We start from the raw sequence: 13745 nt of genomic DNA, 5'->3' as shown, positions 1-13745 counted from the left end.
CCAAGTATGTCTCAGGGTTTTATCGAATTCCCAAATATCGATCCTGTTCTTATTGAACTAGGACCAATCTCAGTTCGTTGGTACGGCCTAATGTACCTTGTCGGTTTTATGTTTGCTCTTTGGTTAGCAAATCGCCGAGCTGATCAACCGGGTAGTGGTTGGACTCGAGAGCAAGTATCAGACTTACTGTTTGCTGGCTTTCTAGGTGTGGTGTTGGGTGGTCGTATTGGCTACGTACTTTTCTACAACTTTGACCTTTTCCTAGCAGACCCACTGTACCTATTTAAGGTATGGACTGGCGGTATGTCTTTCCACGGTGGCTTGCTGGGTGTTATCACCGCAATGTTCTGGTATGCGAAAAAGAATGGTCGCACCTTCTTTGGCGTGGCAGACATGATTGCACCACTCGTCCCATTTGGTTTAGGTATGGGCCGTCTAGGTAACTTCATGAACAGCGAGCTTTGGGGCCGTGCGACTGATGTGCCATGGGCGATTGTGTTCCCTAACGGTGGTCCACTTCCTCGTCACCCATCTCAACTTTACGAGATGGCGCTTGAAGGTATCGTGCTGTTCTTCATCTTGAACTGGTTTATCAAAAAGCCGCGTCCTCTTGGTTCTGTATCAGGGTTATTCCTAGCTGGATATGGTACATTCCGCTTCTTAGTAGAATACGTACGTGAACCTGATGCTCACCTAGGTTTGTTCGGTGGGTTTATCTCTATGGGACAAATTTTGTCACTGCCAATGGTTATCATCGGTGTGCTGATGATGGTGTGGGCATACAAGCGTGGTCACTACAAAGACGAATTACCACAACAAACGAAGTAAGGAATTGGTGTGAAACAGTATTTAGATCTCTGTCAGCGTATCGTTGATGACGGTACTTGGATTGAAAATGAACGCACGGGCAAGCGTTGCCTAACCGTGATCAATGCTGACCTTGAATATGATGTTGGTAATAACCAATTCCCACTGGTAACAACGCGTAAGAGTTTTTGGAAAGCCGCAGTTGCTGAGCTGCTTGGCTATATCCGTGGTTACGACAATGCTGAAGATTTTCGTAAGCTAGGGACTAAAACTTGGGATGCGAATTCTAACCTGAATGAAGCATGGCTGAATAACCCTTACCGCAAGGGTGAAGATGACATGGGCCGTGTTTATGGCGTTCAAGGACGTGCATGGGCAAAACCTGACGGCGGTCATATCGACCAACTGAAGAAGATTGTTGATGATCTAACTAACGGTATTGATGACCGCGGCGAGATCTTAAACTTCTACAACCCAGGTGAGTTCCACATGGGATGTTTGCGTCCGTGTATGTACAGCCATCACTTCTCACTACTTGGTGATACTCTGTACCTAAACAGCACTCAGCGCTCTTGCGATGTACCCCTAGGCCTGAACTTCAACATGGTTCAAGTGTATGTCTTCCTAGCTATCATGGCGCAAATCACGGGTAAGAAAGCTGGCGTGGCTTACCATAAGCTAGTAAATGCTCATATTTACGAAGATCAACTTGCACCTATGCGTGATATCCAGTTAAAGCGTGAGCCGTTAGCTGGCCCAACATTCCATATCAATCCTCAGATTAAGTCTCTAGAAGATTTGGAAACATGGGTAACGATGGATGACTTCTGGGTTGAAGGTTACGAATGCCACGAAGCGATTAAGTACCCATTCTCGGTTTAATCTCACTCGCTTTGTTTGATTGAAAGGCTGCCTCTGTGCAGCCTTTTTTGTATCTAAGTTACAGTGACGAGTAATCGAGATTCGAAGAGCAGAGAAATCATATGCTGTGTGATGCTTTATGTTACTCGTATACTCTCAACGCGCATTGGCTCTTTCTCTTCGATACTCGCTTACACGCATCTCGAATCTTTTTTCGATTCATCATTCCCTAGACTGACGAAGGAAGGAGTTGGGAGTCTCTTTCGTGGTGTGTTTGTGGGATTCCCTATCACGCTCGTTCCTCGCTGTAGGGAATGACGGAAATATATAGATGCGGGTAAACGAGATGCGGGATACGAAGAGCTAGAACGGACTTCTTTGGTGAGTAATGCTTACCTTACCGATTTACTCTTATATCGTATCAGTTTCAGCTCTTGTCACAAGCTTACTCATATCTCGAATTTGATTTTAGCTCTTCGTTACTCGTTTACCCGAATCCCGTATCTGCTCTTAAAAAGAAAAAGCCCGCAACCTAGGAGGTAGCGGGCTTTGCTATAAGCGATGTTTATTTTGCTATTAAGCGGTAAGAGCTAACACGCTACCAGGCAGTACAAGGAATACCGCAACAAGGTAACCAGCCACTACAGCTTTGTTCTTCACAGCCATGTCTGAAATCATGTCTGCCGCTTTAACTGGAAGTTCACGTAGGAACGGGATACCGAAGATGAATACCGTTGACATGATGTTGAACACCAAGTGTACTAGAGCAATTTGTAGTGCGAATACTGCGAACTCACCAGACACTGCTGTAGCTGCAAGTAGAGCCGTAATACATGTACCGATGTTTGCACCCAGAGTGAATGGGTAAACGTCACGTACTTTAAGAACACCTGAACCTACTAGTGGAACCATCAAGCTTGTTGTCGTAGAAGAAGACTGAACAAGGATAGTCACGATAGAGCCAGAAGCGATACCGTGGATTGGACCACGACCGATTGCGTTCTTTAGAATCTCACGAGCACGACCAACCATTAGGCTCTTCATCAGCTTACCCATTACAGTAATAGCTACGAAGATAGTTGCGATACCTAGAGCGATAAGCATGATGCCGCCAACAGTGTCGCCAAACGTTGATAGTGGTTCTTTAATCGCACTTACAACAGGCTTAGTGATTGGCTTGATGAAGTTAAGACCACCCATGCTCATATCACCTGTTGCTAGCATCGGTGATACTAACCAGTGAGAAATTTTCTCTAGAATTCCAAACGCCATCTCTAGTGGTAGGAAGATAGCAACGGCTAATAGGTTAAAGAAGTCGTGGATTGTCGCACTTGCGAATGCACGTTTGAACTCTTCTTTACAACGAACGTGACCAAGGCTAACTAGCGTATTGGTTACCGTAGTACCAATGTTAGCACCCATGATCATAGGAATTGCTAGCTCAACAGGTAAACCACCTGCCACAAGGCCAACGATAATTGAAGTAACTGTACTTGATGATTGAATAAGCGCTGTTGCTACTAAACCAATCATTAAGCCTGCAACTGGGTGTGAAGCAAATTCGAAAAGAACCTTTGCTTGCTCGCCTGTTGCCCATTTGAAGCCTGTACCAACCATTGAAACTGAAAGTAATAGTAGGTAAAGCATGAATGCCAAGTTAGCCCAGCGTAGCCAACGAGTAGTGCTCGAGATAGGCGCTGCTGCAGTAGTAGCTTGGTTCATAATGTTTTCTCCATTGGACCGTTTAAGTCTGTGTTTGGTCTGTTTGTTTAATCTGAGCGTGATGTTAGAGGGGAAATATTTCAGTAATATTACATTTTGGTTTAGGTGCGACTTTTTTGTGATGATTTACTCTTTAAATATTCCAATTGCTAATGTGGTTTTTTTAAGTTGTTGTTTTAAATTGTTTTTTAATGGAAATTCTATAGGTGATATAGATCTTAAAAGTTAGAAAAAAATTGAAAATAATCGATGAAATATTACATTATGAAATCAGACACTTCGAAAAAATAAGTGGTAAATCTATGTTTGGTTAGGTTTTTCCGAGTTTGTTGAGTGGCGGTGTCATATTTGATATAAAAGGGTATCTACTCTTTTATTACGGCACATCTATGTCGCATCTCAACTACAACCATCTGTATTACTTCTGGATGGTTTGCAAGCAAGGCTCTGTTACTAAAGCTGCAGAAGCCCTATTCCTAACACCACAAACGGTAACGGGGCAGATAAAAGCCTTAGAAGAACGCATGGATGGCAAGTTGACCAAGCGTAATGGCCGAAGTGTTGAGCCTACAGAGCTTGGGCAACTGGTCTTTAAATATGCCGATCGTATGTTTGGCCTGAGTTACGAGATGCTGGACATCGTGAATTACAGCCAGCACTCCAATATTCTGTTTGATGTTGGCGTCGCGGATGCGCTCTCTAAAAGACTCGTCAGTAAGATACTGATGTCGACCATCCCTCCAGATAACAGCATTCACTTGCGCTGTTTTGAATCGACCCATGAAATGCTACTTGAGCAACTCTCTCAACATAAGCTCGATATGATTTTGTCTGACTGTCCGGTGGACTCTAGTCAAAGCCCGGGCCTGTTCAGTAAAAAGCTGGGTGAGAGTGGAATGAGCTTTTTTAGTTCAGGTCAGGTTGAAGGGGTTAATTTCCCTGCTGTATTGGAGCAAAGAAAGCTTTTGATCCCTGGCAGCCGAACCTCAATGGGTCGTAAAGTGCTGCAATGGTTTGATAGACAAGGGCTTAAGCCAGATATTTTAGGTGAGTTTGATGATGCCGCATTGATGAAGGCTTTTGCTCGTTACCATCATGACGTAATATTTTTAGCACCGACGATTTATATGTCTGAAGTGGAAGACGACACATCACTGCAACTATTAGGCGGTATTGAAGAGTTAAAAGAGGAGTACTACGTCATATTTGCTGAGAGGATGATCCAACATCCAGCAGTAAAAAACGTATGTGACGCAGATTTTAGCAAATTGTTCGAGTGAGATAGTTTGTTAATGAATTGATATCGATTATCATAACTCCGCAATATGCCGGAAATACTGATAGCCCGTAGTTGGCGTAAAGGTTGTAGGGAGCCAAACTATGAACTTAAAAGAGATGGAGAAGAACTCAGCACAAGCTGTGATTCTACTCAAAGCCATGGCTAACGAGCGTCGCTTACAGATTTTGTGCCTATTACATGGCACTGAACTGTCGGTTGGGGAGTTGTGTGGCAAGTTGGAACTGAGTCAGTCTGCTTTATCTCAACATCTTGCTTGGTTGAGAAGAGATGGTTTGGTCGAAACTCGCAAAGAAGCTCAAACTGTGTATTACACATTGAGTAGTGAAGAAGTAAAAGCGATGATTAACCTACTGCATGGTATTTACTGCAAGTAGCTTATTGCTGGTGGGAGGGGGATTTCTTATCAGCGATAGAATGACACAAGGAAGTGTTAGCATTTCACATTGAACGTTAGTGTTTACCTATCTATCTACGTACCAATTTGCTTCTCTATTTATTTTTCTGATTGTTTGTTTTATCTATCTGCTTAAATTGTTTATCGGTCAGAAAAACGGCTGTTAGCACGTAAAATAAAAGCGTTACTCAAAATTTAGATATAAAAAAACCGGCCTAGGCCGGTTTTTTTCGTTTTGCGTTGTAATCAAATTTCTATTAAAGAGCTTTGATTGCAGCAGCGAAACGAGACTTATGACGTGCAGCTTTATTCTTATGAATAAGGCCTTTAGTCGCCATACGGTCAAGAAGTGGTGTAACTTCTACAAGAGCAGCAGTTGCAGCTTCTTTATCACCAGCTGCGATAGCTGCGATAGTCTTTTTCATGTAAGTGCGCATCATAGAACGACGGCTAGCATTGTGCTGGCGACGTTTCTCAGCTTGGATAGCGCGCTTCTTAGCAGATTTACTGTTTGCCAAGGGTCTAACTCCCAAAAACTTAGTTCGGTGACAATTTAAGGGCGAGGACTATCCCTCATTAGCGCTTAATTGTCAAATGATTTGTGCAAAAACCAATCGTAGCCAAACAAACTTTGGTATGGAAAGGTCATCGCGGTTAAGATGGCGGGGATTCTAACAGCATTTTTAGACCAATGCTAATAAATATGCTTCTTAGGACAGGATAGTATTTATCCTCGCTTGAAAGTAATCAACCAGTGTCAGAGGTTTCTGTGAGTAAACGACTATTAAAGTCAGGCCTGATTGTCAGCGCAATGACTTTTGTTTCCCGTGTATTGGGGCTAGTACGTGATGTAGTAGTAGCAAATTTGATGGGGGCAGGAGCGAGTGCCGACGTATTTTTCTTCGCTAATAAAATTCCTAATTTCTTACGTCGACTTTTTGCAGAAGGTGCGTTTTCTCAAGCGTTTGTTCCTGTATTAACGGAATATCACGCCGCAGGTGATAAAGATAAGACACGAGATTTAATTGCTAAGGTGTCGGGGACGCTCGGGGTTTTAGTTTCTATTGTCACCGTCATCGGGGTATTGGGCTCTGGCGTGATCACCGCGATGTTTGGTGCGGGTTGGTTTATCGACTGGCTAAATGATGGCCCATCAGCACCCAAATTTGAGCTAGCGAGCTTTATGCTCAAGATTACCTTTCCTTATTTATGGTTTATCACCTTCGTCGCTTTATCTGGTGCCATTCTTAATACATTAGGTAAATTTGCGGTCTCTTCTTTTACTCCTGTGTTCTTGAACGTGATGATCATAGGCGCTGCATGGTTTATCTCACCTAATTTAGAACAACCAGAAATTGGTTTGGCTATTGGTGTGTTTCTTGGTGGCTTAGTCCAATTCCTTTTCCAAATGCCTTTCTTGATCAAAGCGGGTGTGTTGGTTAAGCCGAAGTGGGGATGGAGAGACCCGGGTGTGGTTAAGATCCGCACATTAATGATCCCTGCTCTGTTCGGTGTATCGGTCAGCCAAATCAACTTATTGTTTGATACCTTTATTGCCAGCTTCCTCGCAACAGGCTCTATCAGTTGGTTGTACTACTCAGACCGACTGCTTGAATTTCCTCTCGGTTTATTCGGTATCGCGATTGCGACTGTGATTCTTCCTGCTTTGTCTCGTAAACACGTAGATGCTCAAGGGGAAGGGTTCGCGCATACCATGGATTGGGGCGTGCGCATGGTGTTGCTGCTTGGTATTCCTGCGATGTTAGGTCTTATCGTTTTAGCTAAACCCATGTTGATGGTGCTATTTATGCGTGGTGAGTTCTCTCCACACGATGTACAGCAAGCATCGATGTCATTGGTAGCTTACGCATCAGGCTTGCTTAATTTCATGCTGATTAAAGTTTTAGCTCCGGGCTATTACTCTCGCCAAGATACCAAAACACCGGTTAAGTACGGCATTATCGCTATGGTGACCAATATGGTGTTTAACGCGATCTTTGCTTGTTTTTATGGCTATGTGGGTTTGGCGATTGCGACGGCACTGTCTGCCTTTGTGAATATGGCCTTGTTATATCGAGGATTGCACCTTGCGGGTGTGTATCAATTAACTAAGACAACCTTGTTGTTCAGTGCCAAATTAATTATCTCAGGTGTGGTGATGGTAGCGGCTATTTTATGGCAGCTGGATAATATGCAACATTGGCTTGAATGGAGCTTTAGCCAGAGAGCGCTGACATTAACTGGCTTGATTGGACTTGGTGGCTTTGTTTATATTGTTTCGGTACTGATTTTAGGTATCCGAGTAAAACATTTAAAAGCAGCGACAGATTAATACTGATTAGTATATAATCCGTCGGTTTCACACAATAAATGATGCAAATAACAGGTTTTAGCTGATCATAATGGAACTGATCCGAGGTATACACAATATTAAAGCGCAGCATCATGGCTGTGTATTAACCATAGGTAACTTCGATGGTGTTCATTTAGGACATCAAGAGGTTTTGAGTCAGGTTTCTAAACAAGCTGCAGCATTAGGGCTACCTTCTGTTGTTATGACGTTTGAACCGCAGCCTATGGAGCTGTTTGCCCGAGATAGAGCGCCAGCACGTTTAACTCGTTTACGAGACAAATACGTGCAACTGAGTAAGCTAGATATCAGTCGCTTATTGTGTGTTAATTTTAATCAGTATTTTGCAAGTTTATCCGCGGAAGCATTCATTAAGGATCTTTTGGTTGATAAGCTTGGTGTGAAGTTCTTGGTGGTTGGTGACGATTTTTGCTTTGGTAAAGGTCGTACCGGTAATTTCGCTATGCTCAAAGAGGCGGGCGAGAAGTACGGTTTTGAGGTGGTCAGCACCCAAAGCTATTGCTTAAACCAATTACGAGTAAGCAGTACTGAGATACGAAATGCATTAGCGGTCGATGACTTGGCTGCAAGTGCTACCATGTTAGGACGTGATTACAGTATTAGTGGTCGAGTGTCCCATGGTCGAAAACTAGGGAGAACTATCGGTTTCCCTACCGCTAATATTCCATTAAAGCGTTGTGTTTCTCCTGTATCGGGAGTGTATGTTGTTGAAGCTTTGGATATCGACGGTGTTCCTGTCGGTGGCGTTGCTAATATTGGACAACGACCAACAGTTAATGGGGTAAGGCAGCAATTGGAAGTGCATTTTTTTGACTTTAAAGCCAATTTATATGGTAAACAGTTAGAAGTACGACTTTTGCACAAACTGCGCGACGAGATAAAATTTGAATCGTTCGACGCACTAAAGAATCAAATAGAATTGGATGCTGAAGCCGCAAGGGTGTGGCTGCTTCAGCTAAAGAATTAATCGGATGATTCCACCGATTAACATAATGTCTAACTTCGCCCAATATAACGGAATTAAGAATCGATGAGTGATTATAAAGATACCCTGAACTTACCAGAAACAGGGTTCCCAATGCGCGGCAATCTGGCAAATCGTGAGCCAGAAATGCTGAAGCGTTGGTACAAAGAAGATCTTTACGGCGAAATCCGTAAGGCAAAGAAAGGTAAAAAATCTTTCGTACTGCATGATGGCCCTCCATACGCGAACGGCGATATTCACATTGGCCACGCGCTGAATAAGATTCTTAAAGACATTATTATCAAATCTAAGACCCTTTCTGGTTTTGATGCACCGTACATCCCTGGTTGGGACTGTCACGGTCTTCCAATCGAGCTAATGGTTGAGAAGAAGAAAGGTAAGCCTGGTCAGAAGATTTCGGCGGCTGAATTCCGCGAAGAGTGTCGAAAGTACGCTGCGGGTCAAGTTGAAGGTCAGAAAGAGAGCTTCAAACGTCTTGGCATCATGGGCGAGTGGGACAAACCTTATCGCACTATGGATTTTGGCACAGAAGCGAACATCATTCGTTCTCTTGGCAAAATCGCAGACAAAGGTCACCTTCTTAAAGGTTTCAAACCCGTTCACTGGTGTACTGATTGTGGTTCTGCTCTGGCTGAAGCTGAAGTTGAATACAAAGATAAAGTTTCTCCATCTATCGATGTGAAATTTACAGCAGCTGACGAAGCGGCGCTTCTAGAGAAATTTACTCTAGCTGAAGGTCATGCGGGTCAAGGCGAAATTTCTATCGTTATCTGGACAACAACACCATGGACTCTGCCTGCTAACCGCGCAGTATGTCTACGTGATGATCTTGAATACGTGCTTATCCAAGTTGAAGCGAATGGCGACCAGCCTGCTCAACGTATCGTTGTTGCTTCTGAACTAGCAAAAGACGTAATGGATCGTGCAGGTATCGAGCACTTCCACAACCTTGGTTTTGCTACAGGTGCTGATCTTGAGCTTTCTCAGTTCAACCACCCGTTCTACGACTTTACTGTTCCTGCAGTTCTTGGCGATCACGTAACAACAGATTCAGGTACTGGTGTGGTTCACACTGCGCCTGGTCACGGTCAAGAAGATTTCGTGGTTGGTAAAAAGTACAACCTAGAAATCGCTAACCCAGTTGGTTCTAACGGCGTTTACCTGCCAGATACAGAGCTATTTGCTGGTCAGCACGTATTCAAAGCGAACGACTCTGTTTTAGAAGTTCTAAAAGAGAAAGGTGCACTTCTGCATCACCACGCTTACGAGCACAGCTACCCACACTGTTGGAGACACAAAACTCCAATCATCTTCCGCGCAACACCACAATGGTTCATCTCTATGGATCAAGCTGGCCTACGTGCTAAAGCACTAGAGTCAATCAGGAGTGTTGAGTGGTTGCCTGAATGGGGTCAAAGCCGTATCGAAGGCATGGTTGAAGGTCGTCCTGAGTGGTGTATCTCTCGTCAACGTACTTGGGGTGTGCCAATTGCTTTGTTTGTTCATAAAGAAACAGCAGAACTTCACCCAGAAAGCCCAGCGCTTATTGAAAAAGTTGCGAAGCTAGTTGAAGAGAAAGGCATTCAAGCTTGGTGGGATGTAGACGCTGCTGAACTTATGGGCGCAGAAGACGCTGATAAGTACGAAAAAGTAATGGATACGCTAGACGTATGGTTCGACTCAGGTGTTACGCACTTCTCTGTTGTTGATTCTCGTGAAGAGTACAACTTCCCGAACGAAGAGCGCACTCACAGTGCTGATCTTTACCTTGAAGGTTCAGACCAACACCGTGGCTGGTTCCAGTCTTCTCTAATTTCATCTATCGCGATGAAAGACGAAGCACCGTACAAGCAAGTACTAACGCACGGTTTCGTAGTGGATGGTAACGGCCGTAAGATGTCTAAATCTATCGGTAACGTTGTTGCTCCTAAAGACGTAACCAACAAGCTAGGTGCAGATATCCTGCGTCTATGGGTTGCTTCTACAGACTACACGGGTGAAGTTGCGGTTTCTGATGAAATCCTGAAGCGTTCAGCGGATGCTTACCGTCGTATTCGTAACACGGCTCGTTTCTTCCTAGCGAACTTGAACGGTTTCAACCCTGAAACTGACCTAGTTCCTGCTGAAGAGATGGTTGCACTTGATCGCTGGGCTGTTGGCCGTGCTCAAGCTGCACAAGAAGAGATTGTTAAAGCATACGGCGAGTACAACACTCACGGTGTGACTCAACGTCTAATGCAGTTCTGTTCTATCGAAATGGGTTCTTTCTACCTAGACGTAATCAAAGACCGTCAGTACACAGCGAAGCAGGGCAGCCATGCTCAACGTAGCTGTCAAACGGCGCTTTACTACATCGTAGAAGCTCTAGTTCGTTGGATGGCACCTATCATGTCGTTCACTGCAGATGAAATTTGGAACGAAATGCCAAGCTCTTTACCAACTGGAGAGCAGCGCGACACGTTCGTATTCACAGGTGAGTGGTTCGAAGGTCTATTTGGTCTTGCAGAAGGCGAAGAGCTAAGCAACGAATTCTGGACTGAAATCCAGTCTGTTCGTGGCGCAGTGAACAAGCTTCTTGAAGATGCTCGTAAAGAGAAAACGATCGGTGGTGCACTGCAAGCTGAAGTTACTCTATACGCTGACGATGCACTAGCGGCTAAAATCAACAAGCTAGAAGATGAGCTACGTTTCGTACTTATCACCTCTGCAGCTGTTGTTAAGCCACTGAGCGAGAAGTCTGATGCAGCGCAAGCGACAGACGTTGAAGGTCTATTCGTTGAAGTAGCGGCGACTGAAGCTGAGAAGTGTGACCGTTGCTGGCACCACACTCCAGATGTAGGCACTATCGAAGGTCACGAGAAAGTTTGTGGTCGTTGTGTGTCGAACATCGACGGTGAAGGCGAAGTGCGTAAGTTCGCATAACGACTCAGAGAAAGACTGAACTTTTTGTAAAAATCATAGCCCCAGTATCAACTGGGGTTATTTTTAGTTATAGGAAATGTGTTTAACCAAGTTGGTAATCAAGGTCACGTAAGGTGACTAACAATGAATACCAACTTCGTAAATACTAGGAATAGAAATGAGTGAAGTTTCGTTAAAACAATCTGGTGTACGTTGGTTATGGCTGGCTCTATTGGTCTTCTTGGCTGATATCGGCATTAAACTCTTTGTCATGGACAATATGGGTTATGGCTGGGCAAACCGTATTGAGGTGTTGCCATTCTTTAACTTTTTGTACGTGCATAACTACGGTGCAGCGTTTAGCTTCTTGAGTGATCAAAGTGGTTGGCAGCGTTGGTTATTTACGGGTATCGCATTTGCGGTAACAGGTATGCTGACGTACTGGATGAGCAAACTACCAGCAACAGAGAAGTGGAATAACATTGCTTATGCGATCATCATTGGTGGTGCAGTAGGTAATGTGTTTGACCGAGTCGTACATGGCTTTGTTGTCGATTACTTAGACTTCTACTGGGGCACTTACCACTGGCCTGCATTTAACTTAGCGGATATGGGAATCTGTATCGGTGCTGCGATGATCATCTTAGATGGTTTCCGTAAGAAAGACGAAAGCAAATAGCTTGCTTCAAAGTCAGTCTATGACTCACAGAATAGAATAGCCCTAAGCGCTGTCGGTTGATTCCGACGGCGCTTTTTTTTATGCTTCAGTCAACAAGGAAGCAAAGCACAGCGCATCCTCAAATAATAAAGAAGTCTAAGGAAAGTAACGTGGCAGCAATTAAAAATGATTCAGCAGTAACTCTACATTTTACGATTAAAATGAAGGATGGTTCAGTTGCCGATAGTACGGAGAACATGGGCAAACCAGCGAAGTTCGTCATGGGTGATGGCAGCCTAAGTGAGAACTTTGAAGCGTGCTTACTTGGACTTGAAGCCGGCACTGAAAAGTCTATCGAACTGAAGGCGGAAGACGCGTTTGGTATGCCAAACCCAGATCATATTCACTATATGGATCGTGCTAAGTTTGTTGGCGACTCTGAAGTTGAAGTGGGCACTATCATGGCATTTTCAGGTCCTGACGGTATGGAAATTCCAGGTATTATTACTGAGATCGCAGGTGATTCAGTGACGGTTGATTTTAATCACCCACTCGCTGGTCAAGACGTTAGCTTTGACGTCAATATCTTAACGGTAGAATAACTCTCTTAACGTTAGAATAGCTGTCTTCACGCTAGAATAAGATAGCCTTACAGCTGTGATCTCACCCAGAGCTTCACTGTCTAGACGCTTCACTGTAGAATGCGAACCTCGCTGACGGCGAACTCTATAGAAGCAACCTTAGTACCGCGGTAAATGATGAGCAATGAAATGAAAATAATGTTAGCTAACCCTCGTGGCTTTTGTGCCGGTGTCGATCGTGCGATCAGCATCGTAGAGCGTGCACTCGAAATGTATCAGCCACCGATCTATGTTCGCCATGAAGTGGTACACAACCGCTTTGTTGTTGAGGGGCTCAAGCAGCGTGGTGCTATTTTTGTCGAAGAACTGAGTGAGGTGCCAGACGACAACATCGTGATCTTTTCGGCTCACGGTGTTTCTCAAGCGGTTCGTAAAGAAGCGAAAGAGCGTGAGTTAACGGTATTTGATGCGACGTGTCCTTTGGTGACTAAAGTTCATATGGAGGTTGCTCGTGCGAGCCGCAAACATATGGAAGTGGTACTGATTGGCCACGCAGGTCACCCTGAAGTGGAAGGCACTATGGGTCAGTACGCGAGCCAAACTGGTGGTATGTACTTGGTTGAAAGACCAGAGGACGTACAGAACCTCGTGGTGAATGATCCAAGTAACCTGCACTATGTTAGCCAAACTACGCTATCAGTAGATGAAACTGCAGATGTGATTGAAGAGCTACGTCGAGTGTTCCCTGAGATTCAAGGCCCACGTAAAGACGACATCTGTTACGCGACTCAAAACCGTCAAGACGCTGTGCGTGAGATGGCAAACGACGTCGACGTAGTGATTGTTGTTGGCTCTAAGAACTCATCGAATTCAACACGTTTGAAAGAGCTGGCTGAGAAGCTAGGTACACCTGGCTACCTAACTGATTGCCCTGAAGACATTCAGACTGAGTGGGTTGAAGGCAAGAAGAAAATCGGTGTAACCGCTGGTGCTTCTGCTCCTGAAGAGCTAGTTAACCAAATCTTAGATCGTATCCGCGAGCTAGGTGCTACCGATGTTGAAGAGATTCAAGGTCGTGAAGAGAACATGTTCTTTGAAGTACCAAAAGAGCTACAGATTAAACAAGTCGACTAATTTCTATCGATTCTGTCTCGTCCTAAAATAC

Annotated in this window: 12 protein-coding genes; 10 read left to right on the top strand and 2 right to left on the bottom strand. The window is 44.4% G+C overall.

All coding sequences use genetic code 11. The annotated features are described in order from the left end of the window. Positions 1 to 6: 6 nt before the first annotated feature. Together lgt and AB4133_RS12115 are read left to right on the top strand one after the other, a co-directional pair. On the top strand, positions 7 to 828 hold the full coding sequence (gene lgt / locus AB4133_RS12120; protein ID WP_372224586.1) for a prolipoprotein diacylglyceryl transferase: 822 nt from the start codon (positions 7 to 9) through the stop codon (positions 826 to 828). 9 nt (positions 829 to 837) lie between these two features. Beyond that, the gene (locus tag AB4133_RS12115; protein ID WP_017059339.1) at positions 838 to 1689 is read left to right on the top strand and encodes a thymidylate synthase; all 852 of its coding nucleotides are present in this window, start codon (positions 838 to 840) and stop codon (positions 1687 to 1689) included. Positions 1690 to 2244: 555 nt separating this feature from the next. On the opposite strand, the gene AB4133_RS12110 is transcribed toward AB4133_RS12115, so the two are convergent. After that, positions 2245 to 3390: a Na/Pi symporter gene (locus AB4133_RS12110; RefSeq protein ID WP_017059340.1), complete on the bottom strand. Its 1146-nt coding sequence runs from the start codon at positions 3388 to 3390 to the stop codon at positions 2245 to 2247. A gap of 389 nt (positions 3391 to 3779) precedes the next feature. Here AB4133_RS12110 and nhaR point away from each other — a divergent pair, with 389 nt between their 5' ends. Together nhaR and AB4133_RS12100 are read left to right on the top strand one after the other, a co-directional pair. Then, on the top strand, positions 3780 to 4670 hold the full coding sequence (gene nhaR / locus AB4133_RS12105; RefSeq protein ID WP_017059341.1) for a transcriptional activator NhaR: 891 nt from the start codon (positions 3780 to 3782) through the stop codon (positions 4668 to 4670). Positions 4671 to 4770: 100 nt separating this feature from the next. Further along, positions 4771 to 5064 (top strand): metalloregulator ArsR/SmtB family transcription factor, encoded by a 294-nt coding sequence (locus tag AB4133_RS12100; protein WP_004735028.1) that lies wholly within the window; start codon positions 4771 to 4773, stop codon positions 5062 to 5064. A 277-nt stretch (positions 5065 to 5341) separates the two neighbouring features. Here the strand turns inward: AB4133_RS12100 and rpsT are convergent, their stop codons facing one another. After that, positions 5342 to 5602 (bottom strand): 30S ribosomal protein S20, encoded by a 261-nt coding sequence (rpsT, locus tag AB4133_RS12095; protein WP_004739529.1) that lies wholly within the window; start codon positions 5600 to 5602, stop codon positions 5342 to 5344. Between the two features lie 251 nt (positions 5603 to 5853). Here rpsT and murJ point away from each other — a divergent pair, with 251 nt between their 5' ends. The 6 genes from murJ (at position 5854) to ispH (ending at position 13714) form a co-directional block, all read left to right on the top strand. After that, positions 5854 to 7416 (top strand): murein biosynthesis integral membrane protein MurJ, encoded by a 1563-nt coding sequence (murJ, locus tag AB4133_RS12090; protein WP_032547643.1) that lies wholly within the window; start codon positions 5854 to 5856, stop codon positions 7414 to 7416. Between the two features lie 70 nt (positions 7417 to 7486). After that, entirely contained in the window at positions 7487 to 8422 is a 936-nt protein-coding gene (ribF, locus tag AB4133_RS12085) for a bifunctional riboflavin kinase/FAD synthetase (protein ID WP_017062867.1), read from the top strand. Positions 8423 to 8485: 63 nt separating this feature from the next. After that, a complete protein-coding gene (ileS, locus tag AB4133_RS12080; RefSeq protein WP_372224585.1) occupies positions 8486 to 11362 on the top strand; it encodes an isoleucine--tRNA ligase in 2877 nt (958 codons plus the stop codon). A gap of 157 nt (positions 11363 to 11519) precedes the next feature. Beyond that, positions 11520 to 12020: a signal peptidase II gene (gene lspA / locus AB4133_RS12075; protein ID WP_004739521.1), complete on the top strand. Its 501-nt coding sequence runs from the start codon at positions 11520 to 11522 to the stop codon at positions 12018 to 12020. 149 nt (positions 12021 to 12169) lie between these two features. Continuing rightward, the gene (gene fkpB, locus AB4133_RS12070) at positions 12170 to 12601 is read left to right on the top strand and encodes an FKBP-type peptidyl-prolyl cis-trans isomerase (RefSeq protein ID WP_017059345.1); all 432 of its coding nucleotides are present in this window, start codon (positions 12170 to 12172) and stop codon (positions 12599 to 12601) included. Between the two features lie 156 nt (positions 12602 to 12757). After that, entirely contained in the window at positions 12758 to 13714 is a 957-nt protein-coding gene (gene ispH, locus AB4133_RS12065) for a 4-hydroxy-3-methylbut-2-enyl diphosphate reductase (RefSeq protein ID WP_029235087.1), read from the top strand. Positions 13715 to 13745: the final 31 nt, after the last annotated feature.

The sequence above is a fragment of the Vibrio sp. 10N.286.52.F8 genome (genome assembly GCF_041468745.1).
Classification (GTDB): Bacteria; Pseudomonadota; Gammaproteobacteria; order Enterobacterales; family Vibrionaceae; genus Vibrio; species Vibrio crassostreae_C.
Note: the sequence above shows the minus strand (reverse complement) of the source record. Positions and strands in the feature narration are given on the sequence as shown.